Source organism: Flavobacterium sp. W22_SRS_FK3 (genome assembly GCF_052113665.1).
Taxonomy (GTDB): domain Bacteria; phylum Bacteroidota; class Bacteroidia; order Flavobacteriales; family Flavobacteriaceae; genus Flavobacterium.
The window spans coordinates 85,688-107,429 of record NZ_JBGQOF010000011.1 but is presented as its reverse complement, the minus strand read 5'-3'; the positions used below and the strand labels follow the sequence as shown (position 1 = coordinate 107,429).

Sequence of the window (21,742 nt, the reverse complement as noted above, 5' to 3'; positions counted from 1 at the left end):
TGACATGTTATATGTTATAGATATAAAAAAATCCCACCTGCTATTTAAGCGGATGAGATTTTAAATGTTGTTAGCGGTTTCAAAAAAACTATCTAATGTCGTTATTCTGAATCAAATCAATATATAAGTTGATTTTGTCTTTTAAATCTTTTCTTGGGGTAATAAAATCAAGGAAACCGTGTTCTAAAAGAAACTCAGCAGTTTGAAAACCTTCCGGTAAATCTTTCCCTGTTGTATCACGAACGACTCTCGGACCAGCAAAACCAATCAAAGCACCTGGTTCAGAGATGTTGATGTCTCCTAACATCGCATATGATGCTGTTGTTCCTCCGGTAGTTGGATCTGTACATAAAGAAATATAGGGTAAACCAGCTTCGGCAAGTTGAGCAAGTTTTACTGATGTTTTAGCTAATTGCATTAATGAATAAGCGGCTTCCATCATACGAGCTCCACCAGATTTAGAAATCATTACAAAAGGCAATTTGTTTTTAATAGCGTGATCAATACCTCTTGCAATTTTTTCACCTACAACAGCTCCCATAGATCCTCCAATAAAGGCAAAATCCATACAGCAGATTACAAGTTCTTTTCCTTTCGATTTACCTACTCCGGTGCGCACTGCATCTTTAAGATGTGTTTTTTCCATTACATCCTTCAATCGCTCTGCATATTTTTTTGTATCCACAAAATGCAAAGGATCTTTTGATGTCATGTTTTTATCTAACTCAACAAATTCGTTGTTGTCGAATAAAATTTCAAAATAGATTGCGCTTCCAATTCTAACGTGAAAATCATCTTCAGGACTAACAAATAAGTTTCGGGCCAATTCGTCGGCATCAATAATTTTTCCTGTTGGAGATTTGTACCACAATCCTTTCGGAACGTCCATTTTATCTTCTGTAGCGGTCGTAATCCCTTTTTCCTGTCTTTTAAACCAAGCCATCTCTCTAAGTATTCAGTGTTCAGTAATCAATTTCAGTAATCAGTTTTTTATTTAGTTTTAAGTATTCGGTTTATTTTCGACTGAATACTTAAAACTACTATATACTGATAACTTTTTTATAATGTATTTACGTTATTCAAGTCTGCAAAAGCCTGCTCAAGCCTTTTATTGAATGTCACTTCGCTTTCACGAACCCATCTTCTTGGGTCATAATATTTTTTATTAGGAACATCAGCACCTTCCGGGTTACCGATCTGAGATTTTAAATAGTCAAGGTTTTTAACCATATAGTCACGAATTCCTTCAGTATATGCAAATTGTAAATCTGTATCGATATTCATTTTGATAACTCCGTAGCTAATTCCTTCTCTAATTTCTTCAAGTGTAGAACCTGAACCTCCGTGAAAAACGAAATCTACCGGGTTGTGACCAGTATTAAATTTGTTTTGAACGAAATCCTGAGAATTTTTTAAGATTTTTGGAGTTAATTTTACGTTCCCTGGTTTGTAAACACCGTGAACGTTTCCAAAAGCTGCAGCAATTGTAAACTTAGGGCTTACTTTAGATAATTCTTCGTAAGCATAAGCTACTTCTTCTGGCTGCGTATATAATTTTGAGCTGTCAACATCAGAGTTGTCAACACCATCTTCTTCTCCACCTGTAATACCAAGTTCGATTTCTAATGTCATACCCATTTTGCTCATTCTAGCTAAGTATTCTTTACAGATCTCTATATTTTCTTCGATTGGCTCCTCAGACAAATCGATCATATGAGAACTGAATAATGGTTTTCCTGTTTCTGCAAAATGTTTTTCAGATGCATCTAACAAACCATCAATCCAAGGCAATAATTTTTTTGCGCAGTGGTCAGTATGTAAAATTACAGTTGCACCGTAAGCTTCTGCTAAAGCATGGATGTGTTTTGCTCCAGCAATTCCACCAGCAATTGCTGCTTTTTCGCCTGCATTAGATAATCCTTTTCCAGCGTTAAATTGTGCTCCTCCATTAGAAAATTGAATGATAACCGGTGCATTTAATTTTGCTGCAGTTTCTAAAACTCCATTGATTGTACTAGATCCTGTAACGTTTACTGCAGGTAAAGCAAATCCTTTTTCTTTCGCATAATTAAAGATTTCCTGTACTTGATCTCCTGTAGCCACGCCGGGTTTGATATTGTGTGCCATTGTAATTTTTTTTAGTTGTTTTTAGGTTTTTAGGTTGCAAAAATAAGAATTAATTAGCATTAGAATGGATAATTTATCCCAAAATTTAAAACCGAGTGCCCAAAATTGTACTCTTTGAACCAACGGTCACCCGGCTCATGCGCCGGATTATAAGTCTTAAAGCCTAAATCTAAACGAATAACAAAAAAACTTAAATCATAACGTAAACCAAATCCTGTTCCCAAAGCAATTTCTTCGAAATCGTTTAAGCTGGAGAATTTTGCCTTTTCATCGGTTACATTATCAAGTACATTCCAGATATTTCCGGCGTCTGCAAAAATTGCGCCCTTAACATCTCCGAAAATTTTGAACCTAAATTCACCACTAAGGGCAAGTTTCATATTAGCTTCATTAAAGTCATTGACAGCATCTGTACTTCCGGGACCTAATGCATAAGGCTGCCATGCGCGATTGTCATTGGATCCTCCAGAATAATAACTACGTGAAAAAGGAATATAATCTGAATTTCCAAAAGGAATTGCGATACCAAAAAAGCTTCTGACAGCTAATACTTTTTCTTTTCCAAAATCCCAGTGTTTGATATAATCAAATTCGGTTTTTATATATTCTGAATATTCCAGATTAAATATGTCGTAATTTCCACTTGAATTTTTAGGTAAACTTGCCAAACTTGAAATGGCTGATAATAGAGTACCTGCTGATTCTATTTTGGTTTTAAATTGATAAAAAGTATTATCAGCTAAATCTTTTTTGGTCGTTTTAGTAAATGTATAACTGGTAGCCAGTATAAAGTCATTTTCAGTAAGTCTAATTCTTCTTTCTTCAATGCTTTCTACATTCTGGTACTCATTAGTTTGTGGAGATAAGACAGTATTACCTGTCAAAACATCATTTGTAAATCCTGTAGTTCCTTCGTTTATAATCAAGTTTCCCTTACTGTCAATATTATTAGGGTTTGTATTGTAAACGTCAGCAATACCGTTTAATTCATCATAAGAAGAGGTATAAACTCTGAAGTAGTTGTCTGGATTTAGATTTCGTACATATTGTGCATTCAGTAAGTCTAATTTTGCAGTATTATATCTTTTTGGAGACCAAAGATAGGACAGGCCGCCAGTAAAGTTTTCTTTGTCAAGACCAATGTTTCTTTGTTTAGAAAAACCTGCCGCTATGGATGTAGATGGAATCATGCTTTTTGGAATAATTTTCTCAGTACCAAAAGGCATCAGAATCCTAGGGAAATTAAGTTTCATGTCAACTCCGTATTCCGAAACATTAAAGAAATTATTATTAGGATTGGCCATGTCTTTTGAAGAGCCGACGTTTACACGTGCTGAAATTTCTAAGGTTTCAGCTCTGTTAAATACATTTCGAATCGTTTCTGAAATGCTGGCCCCTATTCCAAAATCCTGAATATTAGAATGGGTTAAATCTAAAGTAGCTCCAAAACTATATTTTTTTCTTGGCGTTAAATAAACATTTGCAATTAGTGATTGCGCTGTTGAATCCCGTTTGTCAACTTCATATTGTATAGATGGATAATTAAAAATTTTCAGGTTGTTTAAATAACGTGATGAAAGAGTGGTTCTAAAATCAGCATAAGTGCCTCCCTTAGTGATAAAAATGGCATCTGTAATCGCGCGGGGTTTGTATTTTAATTTATCGTAACTATACAAATTAAAGTTGTTGTAAGTCGTACTGTCCTTAATTTGACTTTTTGAACGGGCAGGAGAATAATCGGTATAAATATTAACGTCACTTATCTTATACAATTTAAAAGGTTCTGTTCTGCTGGAATCCTTTTCTTGTATGCTATTGTCTTTTATAATTAAATTTATATCGGCTTTGTTTTTTTTTCCAATAGTATCTACGTCGAAAGTAACATAAGTAGGCTGAAAATAGTAAGCTCCGTGATTTCTAAAATAGGTAGTGATTCGATTTTTTTCTTCTTCAAAATCACTGGTTTTGAATTGATTACCTGATTTTAAAACAGAAGGTTCGGGGTTTTTTTTATGTAATGAATCTAAAGCCGGAGTACTAATACTGGCTATAATTGAATCTAAAGTGTAGACAGGCCCTGTTGTAATGTTGTAATTGATTTTTGCTTTTTTATACCCTACGCTGTCAATGTCATAAGTAGTTGCTACATTAAAATAACCATTGTTAAAATAATAAGATTTTAAGCGAAGTAAGGTTTTTTTAGTTTTTGAAGTATCAATAATTACAGGAGCTTCACCGGTTCTTTTTAAGAATTCATGAATTCCTTTGTATAAAAAAGATTGCCCGAGACGATCAACTTGTTTAGCAGATAATATTTTGGATTGACGTTCATATTTGCCTGGGTTGTTTTTAAATTTTGCCTGATAGGAAGAATCAGGATTTAATTTTGCCAGATTATATAAATTTAAACGCAGGCGATATCCTAACAAATTACTATTTGGCTTTTGATACATCTGATTAGAAGCGGTTTCATCATTTGTAGATTTACCGTTTACAATAATGTCATTTTTTGTAAGTAAGTTTTTTCCGTTTGGAACTCTTTTCACAGCATTACAAGCGCAAATAAGTATTGCTATTAGAATAAATGCTGTTATTTTTGTAAAAATCTTTTTCAAGTGTTTTTTAATATTTAATTCAAAAGTACATTATTTTATGATTAGTAAAAACCAAATAAAACTTATATCAGGTTTACATCAAAAAAAGCAACGTTTTGCTAATCGATTATTTTTTGCCGAAGGAATAAAAGTAATTCAGGAATTGTTACGATCCAATTTTGAATTAGAACATTTGTTCACTACGCAAAATGATTTTGAAACAGTTGAATTTTCAAAACGCATTTCTATTACAGAACAAGAACTTAAAAAAATAAGTGCTCTTTCAACTCCAAATACATGTTTGGCTGTATTCAAAATCCCTGCCGAAAAAAAAGTAATCGACTCCGGTTTACTTTTAGCTTTGGATGATATAAGGGATCCAGGAAATTTAGGAACCATTTTAAGGCTCTGCGATTGGTTTGGAATTCAACAAATTGTTTGCTCAAAAGAAACTGTCGATATTTACAACCCAAAAGTCGTGCAGGCTACGATGGGGTCTATTGCACGAGTAAATGTAAATTATGTTGATTTGAAATCGTTTATAATAAACGCAAAATTGCCTGTATTTGGAACTTTTATGAATGGGGATAACATTTATCAATCTAATTTGCCTCAAAACGTAATCATTATCATGGGCAATGAAGCCAATGGTATTTCTGTAGAGATTGAAAAAACAGTAACAAGCCGACTCACAATTCCAAGATTTGGTAAACTACAAAAAACCGAAAGTTTAAATGTTGCCACCGCAACTGCTATTGTTCTTAGTGAGTTTAAACGAAATAGTTAAGTTTTTGTTTTAATGAAAAGTAAAATTTATTAAAATCGCTCTCGATTTCATTGAATCTATATTATCTGTCCAGGGACTTGCCTGACCTGGGTTATCACGAATTAGTTCGTCACTTATTCCAAACATACCTCTGATAGAAGGTGAAAATATAAAATATTCAGAAAAAATATCAATCCCGAAACCAATTTCGTAAGCATAACTCCATGGCTTAACTCTAAATGTACCTTCAAAGTTATCATCCTTAGATTTTGAATTACTGGATAAATTTAAAGTGGTAGAAAATCCCCCTGTTAAATAAGGGCGGATATTTCCGGTACGTAAAGATGAAAATTTTAATAGTAACGGAAAATGAATATATGTACTGTTGACTTCTCTTAAATAGTCATTTTCTGAAGTGAAATTAGGAAAATATAAATCTCGTTTTGTGTAGTATAAACCTGGCTCAAAACGTAAATTTACATATTCCTGCAGTCTTAAATCTGCGACAACCCCAACATTAAATCCTGTTGTTTTTTTTACCTGAATATCCTGTGTAACTTCTTTGTAATCAAATTTAAAATCAAAGCTGTTAAAACCTAAATAATACCCAAAGTACAAACGTTGCTTTTGCCAGTTTTCCAGATTAATAATAGGATCTTTGCTAAACATACTTTTAGCAAATTGAGAATATCCTTGTGTCGATAATACTAATAAAATTAAGACTACTGTTTTTTTCATACTATTTTTTAGAAGCAGAATATATGGTTGCAACTCCAAAAGTTTGAGGCATAGCCACAACATCTATAAACCCAATTTTTCTCAAAATATTGTTCAGGGCTTCTCCATAAGGAAAAACAGCAGCAGATTCTGATAAATATCCATAAGCTGAATTATCTTTAGAGAATAATTTCCCTATAATTGGAAGTATATTTTTGGTATAAAAACGATATCCTTGTTTATATGGTGTTTTTACTGGAACTGATGTTTCTAAAATTACAAATACACCGTTTGGTTTTAAAACTCTTAAAATTTCAGCAAAGCCTTTTTCTAAATTCTCGAAATTTCGAACTCCAAAGCCAACTGTAATAGCATCAAAATAATTATCCTCAAAAGGCATATTTTCAGAATCCCCTAAGACTAACTCAATACTATTTGAAAGTTTTTTTTCTTCCACTTTTTTTCTCCCAACTTCGAGCATTCCCGCAGAAATATCTAAACCAATAATTTTTTCGGCATTGCTTTTTGCCATCAAAATAGCAAGATCCCCGGTTCCGGTAGCAATGTCAAGTATGATCTTTGGTTTTGAGTCAGAAACTATTTTTAAAACTTTTTTACGCCATTTTACATCTATTCCAAATGAAATTACACGATTTAAATTATCGTAGTTTCCTGATATAGTGTCAAACATTTGTGCAACTTGTTCTTTTTTGCCTAATGTTGAGTTTTTGTACGGAGTTATTTTTTCAGACATTTTTTTTATTTACGCAAATATAACATAAAGTATTTAACTGCAATTGTGTTTCTTAATTACGATAAAAAATGTTTTTCAGATTTGTAGAGATTATTTTGTAAAATCACTAAAAGTGGGTATTGTAGGTGAAGTATTTATTGGTCAATTTAGCATCTGTAAAAATGTTAATATTTTTTCAATGATAAATAGAGATACAATGACCCAAATCAAATGGGTGCTTCTTGTGCTTAGCATCTCATTTGTTCTTGTAGGCTGTTTTGAAAGTGCTGTTTTTGAGAGCAGTATTATATTTAAAGCGCAAAATACGTTCTTAGGATTAAATTTGTTTTTGGAAATTTTAATTTTCTTTGCCTTTAGTACCTTCGTGGTATTTGGTATTAAGGGTTTTTTTGAGATGTACTCTCAAAAAATATCAAATGTTATCATATTCCTTTCAGGAGTATTTTTAATATTTGTAATTTTTATTTTATGTTATCAAATACTGTTTCTAGAGTAGGTCATTGCTCTTATCATTGGATTTAAATAAAAACATCCTCAAGCAATTGAGGATGTTTTTTTATTTCTTAATGTATGTTTCGTAAGTATAATCATAAAGATGGGTCTCGTTTTTAAAGTTTGCTTCAGATTCTACCAACTGCCATTCCTTTTCATTGATTTTAGGGAAAAACGCATCTGCTTCAAAAGTATGATGAACACGTGTTATTTCAATTATATCAGCATATTGTAAGGCTAAAGTGTAAATTTCTCCACCTCCTATGATATATGAATCTTCATTTTCAGGACAAAGAGCAATCGCTTTTTCAATACTGCCAACTACAATACAGCCTCCCGGATTATAGTTTTCTTGTCGTGATATTACAATATGTGTTCTGTTAGGTAAAGGTTTTGGGAAACTTTCAAAAGTTTTTCTCCCCATTATAATATGATGATTAGTAGTTAGAGATTTAAATCTTTTAAAATCATTTGGCAGATGCCAAACTAATTTATTTTTTTTGCCTAAGGCATTATTTTCGGCAACAGCCGCTATCATTATTAGCATAGTATATTAAAACTAAATTATATTTTCAGGATTGTCATTGATAGAAGATTCTAATTGATTGATTCTCTTTTGTTGGAGAGCAACTAATCGGTCAATTTGGTCCCTTTCCCATTTTTTATTCATAAATCTATCCGTTATATAGATTTTTATGAAGTGTAAAATAAACACAAAAAACCATAAAGTAATGATCCAAATACACCAATTTTGTTCTGTTCCAATGCTAAAACCAAAAAATCTATTCGCTATAAATAAAAATAAACTTCCCAACAGAAAAAGGACAAAATGAAAATATAATACTTTTTTCTGTCTGATTCTTTTACGAGCATACTCGTATTGCTCATGAACTTCTTTTTCCATAATTAATTCAAAATAAGATTATAAAGTTATAATTTATTTTGAAAATTCACCATTTTGGATAAATAATATTTGTTCAAAAATTGACTGTAAATCCGAATTTAAAAATTTAAAAGCTTAAAAATGGCGATAATATAAAAAAAATACTTCTGATTGCTATAATCATAAATCACATTTTGAAGCATTGTTTACTCAAATGAATTTGCGAACTTTGAGTGTATAAAACTAAAAATGAAACAGTTATGTCTTTAAAAAAACAATTTATAAAAACGAAACCAGTTTGTAAAGTGACATTTGCAATTGAAGCGAAAGATGCTAGTTCTGCTGCTGTAGTTGGGGATTTTAATAATTGGAATGCCGAAGAAGGAACTTTAAGCAAGTTAAAAAACGGAACTTTTAAAGCTACTTATGACTTAGTAAAAGATACTATTTACGAGTTTAAGTATGTAATTGATGGCATGTATGTAAATGATCCTGAGGCAGATTCTTATAAATGGAATGATTTTGCAGGAAGTGAAAATAGTGTTTTAGTAATATAAAAAATCCGCTTAATTCAGCGGATTTTTATGTTTGTTATACGGCAACGCTTCCTTTTATCCCAGCATGAGGTTCGTAATCAACAAGGGTAAAATCGTCATAATCAAAATCAAAAATATTCTTGACTGCAGGATTTAAAATCATTTTTGGTGATGGTTTTGGTTCGCGTGTTAATTGCAATTCCAATTGCTCAAAATGATTGTTATAAATGTGTGCGTCACCAAAAGTATGAATGAATTCACCATATTCTAAATCGCAGACCTGAGCAATCATCATGGTTAACAATGCATAAGATGCAATATTAAAAGGTACTCCTAAAAAGATATCAGCACTTCGTTGGTACAATTGGCAAGAAAGTTTGCCTTTTTTCTCTCCTTTTTCAGTATCGGGACTTGAAACATAAAACTGAAAGAAGGCATGACAAGGAGGTAAAGCCGCCTTATTATTAGATACATTTTCTTCAAATGATTTTTTTGTATCTGGCAAGACAGATGGATTCCATGCAGAAACAAGCATCCTGCGGCTATTTGGGTTTGTTTTTAATTCGGTAATCAATTCAGAAATCTGATCGATTTCTTCGCTGTTCCAATTGCGCCATTGGTGTCCGTAAACAGGACCTAAATCTCCATTTGAATCTGCCCATGCATCCCAAATTTTAACTCCGTTTTCCTGAAGATATTTAATATTGGTATCACCTTTTAAAAACCAAAGTAATTCGTAAATTATAGATTTCAAATGTAATTTTTTGGTTGTTACCATTGGGAAACCTTGACTTAAATCAAAACGCATTTGGTAGCCAAAAACACTTTTAGTTCCTGTTCCGGTTCTATCTCCTTTTTGATTGCCGTTTTCTAAAACGTGTTTTACTAGGTCTAAATACTGTTTCATAATTGCTTTAAGCTTTATGCTGTAGGCTTCAAGCTTTTGCTTAATGCTTACATTTGATCTTTAATTTCTCTTTTGCTTTCATGCTTTGAGCTTATTGCCTAAAGCTTATAGCGTAAATGCCTAACGTTTCGAGATTTCGTCTCTAATTTTTGCTGCTTTTTCATAATCTTCCTGAGAGACTGCCTGATCTAAAAGTTCGTTTAGCTCTTGTAAACTATGTTTGGCATAAAGATCTCCAGACTGGTTGGTTTCTTCTTCGTGTCCAAAAGTTTCAGGATTAGAAAGGACATCATCTATTTCCTGAGCTCCCTGATCGGTATCTGCTGTATTCGATTTTAAGTAAATACCGGCTTTATCTAAAATGTTTTTATAAGTAAAAATCGGAGCGCTAAAACGTAGTGCCAACGCTATAGCATCGGATGTTCTGGCATCTATAATTTCTTCGATTTTATCTCTTTCGCAGATTAAACTTGAATAAAAAACACCATCAACAAGTTTGTGAATAATGACCTGTTTAACCACAATATCAAATCTTTCTGCAAAGTTTTTAAATAAATCGTGAGTTAATGGTCGAGGAGGTTTTATTTCTTTTTCTAATGCAATAGCAATCGATTGGGCTTCAAAAGCGCCAATAACAATTGGTAATTTTCTTTCGCCATCAACTTCATTCAAAATTAGGGCGTAAGCGCCATTTTGAGTTTGACTGTATGATATTCCTTTTATGGATAATTTTACTAGACTCATATTTATGGTTAAAAAAGGGCAGTTAATGCCTCATTTTAATACTTTTTTTGATTGGAAAATAAAGGTGCAATTTTAATCAAAAATTATGGAACAAAAAAGCTACCTAAAACAAAGATACGATTATCTTGTTTTTAGGCAGCTATATTTTTATAGAGAATTTCTTAAATTAAGAATGTTGTGCTTTGAAAGCTTTTAGTTTCTCGGTTAATTTAGGAACAATTTCAAACGCATCTCCAACTATACCATAATCAGCCACTTTAAAGAAAGGAGCTTCAGGATCACTATTAATAACTACTTTTACTTTTGATGAGTTGATACCTGCAATGTGCTGAATCGCCCCTGAAATTCCAACTGCAATATATAAATTGGTTGCAACCGGTTTTCCTGTTTGTCCTACGTGTTCGCTGTGAGGTCTCCATCCTAAATCTGAAACTGGTTTAGAACATGCAGTTGCAGCACCTAAAACAGACGCTAAATCTTCAATTAGTCCCCAATTTTCTGGGCCTTTTAATCCACGTCCGCCAGAAACTACGATATCAGCATCTGCTATAGATACTTTTCCGGAAACTTTTTCTACAGATTCTACTTTTACACCAAAATCATTGTCTCCAATTGATGGATTAAAATCTTCTTCAGTGGCAGCTCCTGCACTTTCAAAAATTCCGTAAGAGTTTTTAGCAAGACCCAGAACTTTTACATCAGTACTGATTTCTGTAATATTGAAAGCTTTGTTTGAGAAAGCATTTCTTTTTACCTGAAAAGGTGAAGTGCTTACCGGTAGTCCAACAACATTTGAGGCGAAACCGGCATTTAAGGCAACTGCAACTAATGATGAAAGATAAATACTATCTGTTGTAGAAGAAAGTAAAACTACTTTTGTGCCTTCTTTTTCAGCAGCCTGTTTGATGACATCGGCGTAAGCCTTAGCTGTAAAACCGGCTAATTTATCGTTGTTTACTTTTAGTACTTTGTCAACTCCGTATTTAGATAAGTCGCTTACATCGTTAATGTTAACGGTTAAAGCAGTTACGGTAGTTCCTAAAGTTTCGGCTACTTTTTTAGCGTAAGAAGCCAATTCAAACGCTACTTTTTTAAATTTTCCTTCTGCAGATTCTGCATATATTAATATTGACATGATGTTTTTTATTTAAAAGTTTTAAGTTTCAGGTTTCAAGTTCATAAACTTAAACTGGGACTTAAAACTGATTATTAGATTACTTTCGCTTCGTTGTGTAATAAACTGATTAATTCATCTAAGTTGTCAGGAGAAACTAATTTCACTGCTGATTTTGGAGCTGGTTTTTCAAATTTTACTGCTTTTGTATTTACAGGAGCATCAACTGGTTCCAAAATAGTTAAAGCTTTAGTTCTTGCTGTCATGATTCCTCTCATGTTCGGAATACGCAAATCTTTTTCTTCAACAAGACCTTTTTGACCGCCAATAATTAAAGGAAGAGTAGTGCTTACCGTTTCTTTTCCACCATCAATTTCACGAACAGCTTTTACATTATTTCCGTCAACAGTTAAAGAAGTACAAGAGTTTAAAAAGTTAAAACCTAAAATTCCTGCAATCATTCCAGGAACCATTCCGCCATTATAATCTAAAGATTCTTTTCCGGCAATTACTAAGTCGTAACCGCCATTTTTAATTACTTCGGCCAATTGTTTTGCAACAAAAAAACCATCAGTTGGGTTTGCGTTTACGCGAATTGCCTCGTTTGCGCCAATTGCCAATGCTTTACGTAAAGTTGGCTCCGTGTCAGGTCCTCCAACATTTACTACAGTAACATTTGCGCCTTGTTGTTCCTGAAACCAAATTGCACGCGTTAAACCAAACTCGTCATTAGGATTAATTACATATTGTACACCGTTGGTATCGAATTCTGAGTCACCATTGGAGAAGTTAATTTTTGAAGTAGTATCAGGCACATGGCTGATGCAAACTAATATTTTCATAAGTATATATTTTATATTTATTTAATTCCTTTTACAAATTTAGAATTTAATTTGGAATAATTATACTATGCATGCATAATATTTTTAAAAACTATTACGATTTCGAAAATTATTGGTTTTTTGCATGTTATTTTAGATAAAAATAAAAATAACATTTCTTTGACTAATATTGATTCTTGGCATATTTTTGAGTTTTAAAAATGTAAGATGTTTGTTAACAGGAAATTAATACTTGGTTATTGAATTTTCATAGAAAATAATTTCACATGTTTTCGGAATAGAAAAATAAAATCGAGTTTTTATGAGATATCTTTTAGTGAAGAAAAGTGTCTGTTTATCTGTTTCTAAATATCACAATAAATTTTAAAAAGTTAAAAGTGAAAGAAGAAGGAGAAGTTACTGTTATTTTAAACTCAATTTATGCATTTAAGTTATTTAAAATATTTATTTTTGCTCATCAGAAAAAAGAACATAATATACAACTATGAGAACAATACAATTTAGAGAGGCCATTTGCGAAGCGATGAGCGAAGAAATGCGTCGCGATGAATCCATATATTTAATGGGCGAAGAGGTTGCAGAATACAACGGAGCATACAAAGCTTCAAAAGGAATGCTTGCTGAGTTTGGTGAAAAAAGAGTAATCGATACTCCAATTGCTGAGCTTGGGTTTACAGGAATTGCAGTAGGTTCTGCAATGAACGGTAACCGACCAATTGTAGAATATATGACTTTCAACTTCTGTTTAGTTGGTATTGATCAAATTATAAACAACGCTGCTAAAATGCGTCAAATGACAGGTGGACAATTTAATGTGCCTATCGTTTTTCGTGGACCAACTGCTTCTGCAGGTCAATTAGGAGCTACTCACTCTCAGGCTTTAGAGAACTGGTTTGCTAACACTCCGGGTCTTAAAGTTATCGTTCCTTCAACTCCTTATGATGCAAAAGGACTTTTAAAATCTGCCATTCGTGATAATGATCCTGTAATTTTTATGGAATCTGAGCAAATGTATGGTGACAAAGGTGAAGTGCCGGACGGAGAATATACAATTCCACTAGGAGTTGCTGATATTAAACGTGAAGGTACAGATGTAACTATCGTTTCTTTCGGAAAAATCATCAAAGAAGCTTTTATCGCTGCAGATGAATTAGCTAAAGAAGGAATTTCATGTGAGATTATCGATTTAAGAACCGTTCGTCCAATGGACAATGAAGCGATTTTAAAATCAGTTAAGAAAACAAACCGTTTGGTAATTTTAGAAGAAGCGTGGCCATTTGCAAGTATTTCATCTGAAATAACCTATATCGTACAAGAACAAGCTTTTGATTTTCTTGATGCGCCAATTCAGCGTATTACAACTGCAGATACTCCTGCGCCTTACTCTCCTGTTTTACTAAAAGACTGGTTGCCAAATGCAGCTGATGTAGTAAAAGCAGTAAAGAAAGTAATGTACAAATAGTAAATTAAACAATACTTATAAAACTTCATCAGTCATAGTTAATTGATGGAGTTTTTTTTTGCCGGAATATGAAAAGAATAATTTTACTCAGCCTGTTTTTTGTATTTGCTTTCGCAAATATTGTCTTTGCACAAACGAAAGTGAGTGGAGTTGTTATGGACAAATCCAATCAGCCTATTCCGTTTGCAAATGTTGTTTTCAAAGGATCAAATACCGGAATAGTTTCTAATGAAGATGGCCGTTTTTATTTAGAATCACCCAACACATATACTACTTTAATTATTAGTTCTGCAGGTTTTTCGGATAAAGAGGTTACTTTAGAAAAAGCTGTAAACTATGATTTTAAAGTTGTTTTAAGTGAGGCGGAAGCATTGAATGAAGTCGTGATTTTTACTGGTAAAACATCAAAAAAGAATAATCCGGCATTGGATATTTTGAGAAAAATATGGGAAAGAAAGCGTAAAAACGGACTTTATCAATTCAATCAATATCAAATGCAGAAGTACGAAAAAGTCGAGTTTGATATGAACACTATCGACAGTGCTTTTATGAAAAATAAACTCTTCAAAGGAATGGAGTTTGTTTTCAATCATGTTGATACTTCAGATGTTACCGGAAAAACCTACCTGCCAATTTTTATCAACGAATCGGTTTATGATGTATACGGAGATAATAAATTAAAGAAAACAAAAGAAAATATTACCGGAAGCAAAACCTCCGGATTTAATGGAAATCAACAGATTTTATCTTTTGTAAAAGACCTTTATTCAGACTATAATATTTACGATAATCACTTGAAATTTTTTGATAAAAGTTTCACAAGCCCACTTTCAAAAACCGGAATTGACGTATATAATTATGTTTTGAAAGACAGTGCTTACATTGATAAAAAGTGGTGTTATAATATTGTTTTCTATCCAAGACGTAAAAACGAACTGACATTTAAAGGAGATTTTTGGGTAAATGACTCCACATTTGCCATTAAAAAAATTAATATGGGTGTTACTAAAAGTGCCAATATTAACTGGGTAAAAGATATTTATATCGAACAGGAATTTGAGGTAGAAAACGATTCGGTTTTCCTTTTAACCCGTGATTATATGATGTCTGATTTTGCCTTAAACAAAAAAGAAAAATCAAAAGGGGTTTACGGAAAACGAACTACACTTTACCGTGGGCATAAATTTAATATTCCAAAACCTGAAAAATTTTATAAAGAAGAAGTCAATTATATTGACAATGCTGTTTATGACAGGCCAGATGAATTTTGGGATGAAAATCGTTTTGAGAAACTAAATAAAGACGAACAAGGCATTTATAAAATGCTGGATACTTTACAGACTGTCAAGAAATTTAAGCAATTGTATAATTTGGTTTCCATTTTGGGAAGCGGTTATATAGAATTCAAAAACTTCGACTATGGTCCTATATTCTCCACATTTGGTTATAATGAAGTTGAAGGTTTGAGACTAAGAGTTGGAGGAAGAACTTATTTTGGACCAAACGACCCTTGGCGTATACAAGCTTATACCGCTTATGGCTTCGATGATAATAAATTTAAATATGGAGTTTCCGGGAAATGGATGCTTGATAAGAAAAAAAGATTTATTATTTCCGGTGGAAACAGGCGTGATATTGAACAAATAGGAGCCAGTCTAACCACAACAAACGATGTTTTAGGACGAAGTTTTGCTTCTTCTGCATTGTTTACAACCGGAAGCAACGGAAAATTAACCAGTATCAATCTGAGTAATGTTTCTGCTGAAATGGAGCCTTTGAAAAACTTTGTTGTTCAGGCGGGCCTTTCATACAGAACATTAGAATCAGCTTCTACTACTTTTAGTCTGGATTATTATACAACATTACCTAGTCCTTCAAATCCGGATGGCATTATAGAAAGTAAAGTAACACAATCTGAGGCTAATATTCAATTTGAGTTTATGCCAAACCGTAAAACTATTGGTTTTGGTGTAGAACGGGACCTTGTTGATAGTCCTTATAGCCATTTCTTTGTGAATTTCAGCTATGGTTTAAAAGGAGTTTTAAATAGTAATTTTGCTTACGAAAAAATACAACTATACTACAAACAGCCCATTATTATTGGACCTTTGGGAAGATCAAATATTATTCTGGAAACCGGAAAAACATTTGGTACAATTCCGTTAGGGTTAATGAGTGTTATTCCAGGAAACCAGACTTATTTTACAATCGAAAATACGTTTAGTAACCTGAATTTTTATGAATTTGTTACCGATCAATATACAACTTTGCAATGGAATCATGATTTTGGCGGACGATTGTTTGCGAGAATTCCATTTATGCGAAAACTAAATTGGAGAGAATTTGTGGGTGTCAGAGCAGTTCATGGAACCATTTCTGATGAAAACCGTGCGATAAATGCTTCCGGACTCCCATATAATGCACCCGAAAATGTGTATTGGGAATATAACGCCGGAATCGGAAATATCTTTAAAGTTTTCAGAATTGATTTTTCATGGAGAGGGAATTATTTGAATATGCCGGATGCGGCTAAATTTGCCGTAAAAGGATCTTTTGGGTTTTATTTCTAGTTGTCATTTTGATTCTTAGTTTTCATTATTATAATTAATAAAATTTTATGAGGGAAAGCCTAAATACTAATAATTTATCCTGGACAACTAATTTAAGAGTTGTAGCAACAATCGGTGTAATTTTTCTGCATGTTACAGCAGACATTCTTTATGAATATGGAACTATTTCTAATTCTATTTGGTGGACAGGTAATATTTATGATAGTTTAGTGCGATTTTGTGTTCCAGTTTTTGTCATGCTTACTGGAGTTTTATTGTTAGGAAAAAAATATGAATTGAATGATTTTCTCAAAAAAAGATTTTTAAGAATTGTTCTGCCCTTTTTATTTTGGAGTCTGATTTACGCATTGTTTTCATTAATCATTAAAATTTTTGGAGGTAATAATGAAATGTCTTTTTTTGAAATAATAAAATGGCTAATCAATAAATTAAAAAACGGTAGCTCACTTCATCTTTGGTATATTTATATGATAATCGGAATATATCTTTTTATTCCAATACTGAGCAAATGGATTCAAAATGCAACTGAAAAAGAAATCCTGTATTTTATATTTATCTGGCTATTTACCTTATTTATTAATCAGCCCATTTTGTCAAAGTTCAGGGTGGATATAAATTTGACTTACTTTTCTGGATTTATAGGATACATAGTTTTAGGATATTATTTATCCATTAAAGAGTTTACAATTAGTAAGGGAACGATTAAAATGATTTCTATTTTTCTAATAATTTTAGGAGTAAGTATTACGATATTAGGAACTTATTTTTTAACTGTTGAGAATAATAGTTTTCAGGAATATTTTTATAGTGACACTAGTTTAAATGTTTTGATTGCCTCTGTTGGAGTTTTTATATTTTTTAAGAATGTAAAAATTTCTAATCTTTTCTTTACACGAATTATAACCTTTATCAGCGAATACAGTTATGGTGTCTACTTAGTGCATATTTTGGTTTTACGATTAATGGGTATAGTGAAAATAAATAATAATTTTATAAATCCCATATTTGGAATTCCTTTAGTAACTATAATTTGCTTATTAATTTCTATATCAATAATATATATAGTCAATAAATTACCTTTGGGTAAATATATATCTGGATAGAACGTCTTAAAAATAAAGGTATAAGCTGCTCTGTAAAAGATTAAATCATAGTTATTATGCAAGAAGCTATCGATTATTTATTAACCAAGAATTCAATATTTCAGGAGATTATCGAGAAATATGGATTGCCGACAATTCCAAAACGGCCACAGGGTTTTGAAACTTTGGTACTGTTAATCCTCGAACAACAGGTTTCTATAGATTCGGCGAAAGCCACCTTCTTAAAAATTAAAAACCATGCAACATGTAATCCCGAAACAATGTCGGTTTTACCAGATGAAGAGTTTAGAAATTTGGGTGTAAGCCGCCAGAAAACAAAATACATTAAGATTTTAGCGGAAGCAGTTTTAAACAAAGCATTAGATATTGAAAGTTTAGCCACAAAATCGGCAAAAGAAGTTCGGGAAGAACTCATTCAGTTAAAAGGTATCGGAAACTGGACCATTGATATCTATTTGATGTTTTGTCTTCAGGAGCCGGATTTGATTCCGCTTGGTGATATTGCAGTCATAAATACGATCAAAGAATTATTGAATATTCATGACAGACAGGAAATGGAAATTCATGTGGAACAATGGAGTCCATACCGATCTTATGCGACCTATTTGCTTTGGCATTATTACCTAAATAAGCGAAATAAGAAAATTACGTATTAACTGTCTGTTATTTAAAAGAAAAGTACACAGATTAATGGAGTTTTTCATTGTAAAAAAGGATTCTTTGGTTACTTTTGCAACCGAAACCCATAAAAATAAAAAAATATTCCGATGAAATAAAAGTGGGTTCCTGACAACCAAAATTTAAATAGTATCGGAAAGAAATTATAGAAATAATAAAAAATAAAAATGACCGCAGACAAACTAACAACTTTCGATGTATTAATCGAAATACCAAGAGGAAGCAGAAATAAATATGAGTACGATTTTGAAATCAAAAGAATGCGTTTTGACAGAATGTTATTCTCTTCTATGATGTACCCGGCAGATTACGGATTTATTCCGGAAACTTTAGCTCTTGACGGTGATCCTCTTGATGTATTGGTTTTGATTAACGAACCAACTTTTCCTGGATGTGTTATAGAAGTAAAACCAATTGGAGTTTTCCATATGGCTGATGATAAAGGACCTGACGAAAAAATTATTTGTGTACCGGTTTCTGATCCAATCTGGAATTCATTAAATGACCTTTCAGATATTAATGGGCATTTACTTAAAGAAATTGAACATTTCTTCCAGGTTTACAAAGACCTTGAAAATAAAAAAGTAGATGTTGAAGGTTGGGGAGATGTAAAAGAAGCTTTTGCAATTATTGATGAGTGCACGAAGCGTTTTAATGATATTGAAAACAAACCAGAAGGATTATTTAGTATTAAATAATTTTAGGCCACATATTTTATAAAAAAAGCAATACTCCGTTAAGAGTATTGCTTTTTTGTTTAAATTCGTTTTGTTAGTTTGTTGATTATTAACCAAAAACCATTAAAATATTATGAATGCATTTATGATTTATTTGCCAATTCTTATGGCAATTATTGGATTACTTTTCATGGGAATAAAAAGGACTTGGGTTTTAAAACAAGATGCCGGAGACGGCAAAATGAAAGAGATTTCAGATCATATTTATGAAGGGGCGCTTGCCTTTTTAAAAGCCGAATATAAGTTGTTGACTATTTTTGTAATCATTGCAAGTATAGCTTTAGCAGGAGTTACTTTTATTCCGGGTGTAAAAACACATTTATTAATCGTAGTTGCATTTATTTTTGGAGCGTTATTCTCAGCTTATGCAGGTAATATAGGAATGAAAATCGCAACTAAAACAAACGTTAGGACTACTCAGGCAGCCCGAACCAGTTTACCGCAGGCTTTAAAAGTTTCTTTTAGCGGAGGAACTGTAATGGGATTAGGAGTGGCAGGTTTAGCAGTTTTAGGTTTGACGGGTTTCTTTATCATTTTCTTTAATCTTTTGTCTGGCGGCGTTTGGAAAGATACAGAAACCATGACTGTTGTTCTGGAAACATTAGCAGGATTTTCACTTGGCGCAGAATCAATTGCTTTGTTTGCCAGAGTAGGAGGTGGAATTTATACAAAAGCGGCCGATGTTGGAGCTGATTTAGTGGGTAAGGTTGAAGCCGGAATACCGGAAGATGACCCTCGTAATCCGGCAACAATTGCAGATAATGTGGGAGATAATGTGGGTGATGTAGCCGGTATGGGAGCTGATTTATTTGGTTCCTATGTAGCAACAGTTTTGGCTGCTATGGTTTTAGGAAATTACGTGATTAAAGATATGGGTGGGAACATTCAGGATGTTTTTGGCGGAATTGGCCCAATTTTACTTCCAATGGCAATTGCCGGTTTCGGAATTCTATTTTCGATTATCGGAACCATGCTGGTTGGTATTTCTGATGATAATGCCAAAGAAGCGCAGGTACAAAAAGCTTTAAATATTGGAAACTGGGTTTCGATTATATTGACTGCAGTTGCCTGTTTCTTTTTAGTACAATATATGTTGCCGGAAACCATGCAAATGAGTTTTTTCGGAGAGGGTTCTAAAGATATTTCTTCCATGCGTGTTTTTTATGCTACATTGGTTGGTTTAGTGGTTGGCGGGGCTATTTCATCAGTAACCGAATATTATACAGGATTAGGTACAAAACCGGTAATGGCAATTGTACAGAAATCTTCAACCGGAGCAGGTACAAATGTTATTGCAGGTTTGGCAACCGGAATGATTTCTACGTTTCCAACCGTATTATTGTTTGCAGCCGCAATCTGGATTTCATATGCTTTAGCTGGATTTTATGGTGTTGCTTTAGCGGCTTCGGCAATGATGGCAACTACAGCCATGCAATTAGCAATTGATGCTTTCGGACCTATTTCTGACAATGCGGGAGGAATTGCTGAAATGAGCGAATTACCAAAAGAAGTCCGTACCAGAACTGATATTTTGGATTCTGTCGGAAACACAACGGCTGCAACTGGAAAAGGTTTTGCCATTGCTTCTGCAGCTTTGACTTCATTAGCATTATTTGCAGCTTATGTAACTTTTACAGGAATTGACGGAATTAATATTTTCAAGGCACCCGTTTTAGCCATGTTATTTGTTGGTGGAATGATTCCGGTAGTTTTCTCTGCTTTAGCCATGAATTCTGTTGGAAAAGCGGCTATGGATATGGTGTATGAAGTTCGCCGTCAGTTTAAGGAAATTCCGGGTATTATGGAAGGAACCGGAAAACCGGAATACGGAAAATGTGTGGAAATTTCGACAAAAGCCGCTTTACGCGAAATGATGCTGCCTGGAATCTTAACAATTGGTTTTCCGATTGCCATTGTGTTATTAGGAAAATTAGTCTACGCAGATAACAACCAGTTAATCGCCGAAATGTTAGGTGGTTATATGGCAGGAGTAACCGTTTCAGGTGTACTTTGGGCAGTTTTCCAAAACAATGCGGGAGGTGCCTGGGACAATGCTAAAAAATCTTTTGAAGCTGGAGTTTTAATCAATGGCGAAATGACCTATAAAGGTTCTGATGCTCATAAAGCAGCGGTAACAGGAGATACTGTTGGAGATCCGTTTAAAGATACATCTGGGCCATCAATGAATATTTTAATTAAACTAACTTGTTTGATCGGATTGGTAATTGCGCCAATTTTAGGAGATGGACATGCACCATCCGATATTGCTGCAAAAGGTTCTTGCTGTAAAATGGAGATGCATGCAGGTGGAGTTTCTAAATGCGGAGATGTGTCAGGAATGACTAAAGAAGAATGTATAAAAATGTGCAAAGAAAAAGGTTGTTCAGCCGAAGAAACTGCAAAATGCCTGGCTCACTTTGATGCGAAAGGGAAATACGTTCATCAAAAAACAGATTGTTTTGATACAACCAAATATGATAAAAATAGAGTTGAGGTTAATTTGTCCACTACAAATGGTGTAACTGTTGGAACCGTTACCAAAACTGAAAATGGTAAGACAACTACAGAAGTTTATGAAGGAACAGAAGCAGATGTTAAAGCAAAAATTGAGGCTGCCAAATAGTAAACAGTTTTGTCATAGTTTCTGATTTAAACAAAAATAAATAGGCAAATGCCTCATTACAATTTTTAGTAATGAGGCATTTTCTATTAAAAC

General features: G+C 33.1%; 19 protein-coding genes. 8 read left to right on the top strand and 11 right to left on the bottom strand.

Features of this window, described 5'->3' with window-relative positions; all coding sequences use genetic code 11:
• Window positions 1–88: 88 nt before the first annotated feature.
• The 3 genes from accD to tamL form a co-directional block, all read right to left on the bottom strand.
• Window positions 89–943: an acetyl-CoA carboxylase, carboxyltransferase subunit beta gene (gene accD / locus ACEN2I_RS12580; protein ID WP_441766453.1), complete on the bottom strand. Its 855-nt coding sequence runs from the start codon at window positions 941–943 to the stop codon at window positions 89–91.
• Window positions 944–1,059: 116 nt separating this feature from the next.
• Entirely contained in the window at window positions 1,060–2,127 is a 1,068-nt protein-coding gene (fbaA, locus tag ACEN2I_RS12575; RefSeq protein ID WP_441766452.1) for a class II fructose-bisphosphate aldolase, read from the bottom strand.
• Window positions 2,128–2,186: 59 nt separating this feature from the next.
• Window positions 2,187–4,742, bottom strand: a complete 2,556-nt coding sequence (tamL, locus tag ACEN2I_RS12570; RefSeq protein WP_441766451.1) for a translocation and assembly module lipoprotein TamL — start codon at window positions 4,740–4,742, stop codon at window positions 2,187–2,189.
• Window positions 4,743–4,779: 37 nt separating this feature from the next.
• Here tamL and ACEN2I_RS12565 point away from each other — a divergent pair, with 37 nt between their 5' ends.
• The gene (locus tag ACEN2I_RS12565; protein WP_441766450.1) at window positions 4,780–5,508 is read left to right on the top strand and encodes a TrmH family RNA methyltransferase; all 729 of its coding nucleotides are present in this window, start codon (window positions 4,780–4,782) and stop codon (window positions 5,506–5,508) included.
• A gap of 9 nt (window positions 5,509–5,517) precedes the next feature.
• Here ACEN2I_RS12565 and porT read toward each other — a convergent pair whose 3' ends face one another.
• The 4 genes from porT to ACEN2I_RS12545 form a co-directional block, all read right to left on the bottom strand.
• A complete protein-coding gene (gene porT / locus ACEN2I_RS12560) occupies window positions 5,518–6,225 on the bottom strand; it encodes a type IX secretion/gliding motility protein PorT/SprT (RefSeq protein WP_441766449.1) in 708 nt (235 codons plus the stop codon).
• 1 nt (window position 6,226) lies between these two features.
• Window positions 6,227–6,958 (bottom strand): bifunctional demethylmenaquinone methyltransferase/2-methoxy-6-polyprenyl-1,4-benzoquinol methylase UbiE, encoded by a 732-nt coding sequence (ubiE, locus tag ACEN2I_RS12555; protein ID WP_441766448.1) that lies wholly within the window; start codon window positions 6,956–6,958, stop codon window positions 6,227–6,229.
• 556 nt (window positions 6,959–7,514) lie between these two features.
• A complete protein-coding gene (locus ACEN2I_RS12550; RefSeq protein WP_441766447.1) occupies window positions 7,515–7,997 on the bottom strand; it encodes a dihydrofolate reductase in 483 nt (160 codons plus the stop codon).
• Window positions 7,998–8,009: 12 nt separating this feature from the next.
• Complete coding sequence (locus ACEN2I_RS12545; RefSeq protein ID WP_441766446.1) at window positions 8,010–8,354, bottom strand: 2TM domain-containing protein; 345 nt, start codon at window positions 8,352–8,354, stop codon at window positions 8,010–8,012.
• Window positions 8,355–8,593: 239 nt separating this feature from the next.
• Here ACEN2I_RS12545 and ACEN2I_RS12540 point away from each other — a divergent pair, with 239 nt between their 5' ends.
• Window positions 8,594–8,890, top strand: a complete 297-nt coding sequence (locus ACEN2I_RS12540) for an isoamylase early set domain-containing protein (RefSeq protein ID WP_441766445.1) — start codon at window positions 8,594–8,596, stop codon at window positions 8,888–8,890.
• A gap of 34 nt (window positions 8,891–8,924) precedes the next feature.
• Here the strand turns inward: ACEN2I_RS12540 and ACEN2I_RS12535 are convergent, their stop codons facing one another.
• The 4 genes from ACEN2I_RS12535 to ACEN2I_RS12520 all read right to left on the bottom strand — a co-directional run bounded on the left by ACEN2I_RS12535 (window position 8,925) and on the right by ACEN2I_RS12520 (window position 12,476).
• Entirely contained in the window at window positions 8,925–9,776 is an 852-nt protein-coding gene (locus ACEN2I_RS12535; RefSeq protein WP_441766444.1) for a thymidylate synthase, read from the bottom strand.
• Window positions 9,777–9,896: 120 nt separating this feature from the next.
• Complete coding sequence (locus tag ACEN2I_RS12530; protein ID WP_441766443.1) at window positions 9,897–10,520, bottom strand: bifunctional nuclease domain-containing protein; 624 nt, start codon at window positions 10,518–10,520, stop codon at window positions 9,897–9,899.
• 166 nt (window positions 10,521–10,686) lie between these two features.
• On the bottom strand, window positions 10,687–11,655 hold the full coding sequence (locus tag ACEN2I_RS12525) for an electron transfer flavoprotein subunit alpha/FixB family protein (protein ID WP_441766442.1): 969 nt from the start codon (window positions 11,653–11,655) through the stop codon (window positions 10,687–10,689).
• Window positions 11,656–11,729: 74 nt separating this feature from the next.
• On the bottom strand, window positions 11,730–12,476 hold the full coding sequence (locus tag ACEN2I_RS12520; RefSeq protein ID WP_441766441.1) for an electron transfer flavoprotein subunit beta/FixA family protein: 747 nt from the start codon (window positions 12,474–12,476) through the stop codon (window positions 11,730–11,732).
• A gap of 484 nt (window positions 12,477–12,960) precedes the next feature.
• Here ACEN2I_RS12520 and ACEN2I_RS12515 point away from each other — a divergent pair, with 484 nt between their 5' ends.
• From ACEN2I_RS12515 to ACEN2I_RS12490, 6 genes are all read left to right on the top strand, one after another.
• Window positions 12,961–13,938 carry a pyruvate dehydrogenase complex E1 component subunit beta gene (locus tag ACEN2I_RS12515; RefSeq protein ID WP_441766440.1) on the top strand — a complete coding sequence of 326 codons (978 nt, stop codon included), beginning with the start codon at window positions 12,961–12,963 and terminating at the stop codon, window positions 13,936–13,938.
• 68 nt (window positions 13,939–14,006) lie between these two features.
• Window positions 14,007–16,508 (top strand): DUF5686 family protein, encoded by a 2,502-nt coding sequence (locus ACEN2I_RS12510; RefSeq protein ID WP_441766439.1) that lies wholly within the window; start codon window positions 14,007–14,009, stop codon window positions 16,506–16,508.
• A 47-nt stretch (window positions 16,509–16,555) separates the two neighbouring features.
• Window positions 16,556–17,611 carry an acyltransferase gene (locus tag ACEN2I_RS12505; protein ID WP_441766438.1) on the top strand — a complete coding sequence of 352 codons (1,056 nt, stop codon included), beginning with the start codon at window positions 16,556–16,558 and terminating at the stop codon, window positions 17,609–17,611.
• Between the two features lie 56 nt (window positions 17,612–17,667).
• Window positions 17,668–18,267, top strand: a complete 600-nt coding sequence (locus ACEN2I_RS12500; RefSeq protein ID WP_441766437.1) for a DNA-3-methyladenine glycosylase family protein — start codon at window positions 17,668–17,670, stop codon at window positions 18,265–18,267.
• A 189-nt stretch (window positions 18,268–18,456) separates the two neighbouring features.
• On the top strand, window positions 18,457–18,987 hold the full coding sequence (locus ACEN2I_RS12495; RefSeq protein ID WP_441766436.1) for an inorganic diphosphatase: 531 nt from the start codon (window positions 18,457–18,459) through the stop codon (window positions 18,985–18,987).
• A 112-nt stretch (window positions 18,988–19,099) separates the two neighbouring features.
• A complete protein-coding gene (locus ACEN2I_RS12490) occupies window positions 19,100–21,649 on the top strand; it encodes a sodium-translocating pyrophosphatase (RefSeq protein WP_441766435.1) in 2,550 nt (849 codons plus the stop codon).
• The last annotated feature ends 93 nt before the right edge of the window (window positions 21,650–21,742 follow it).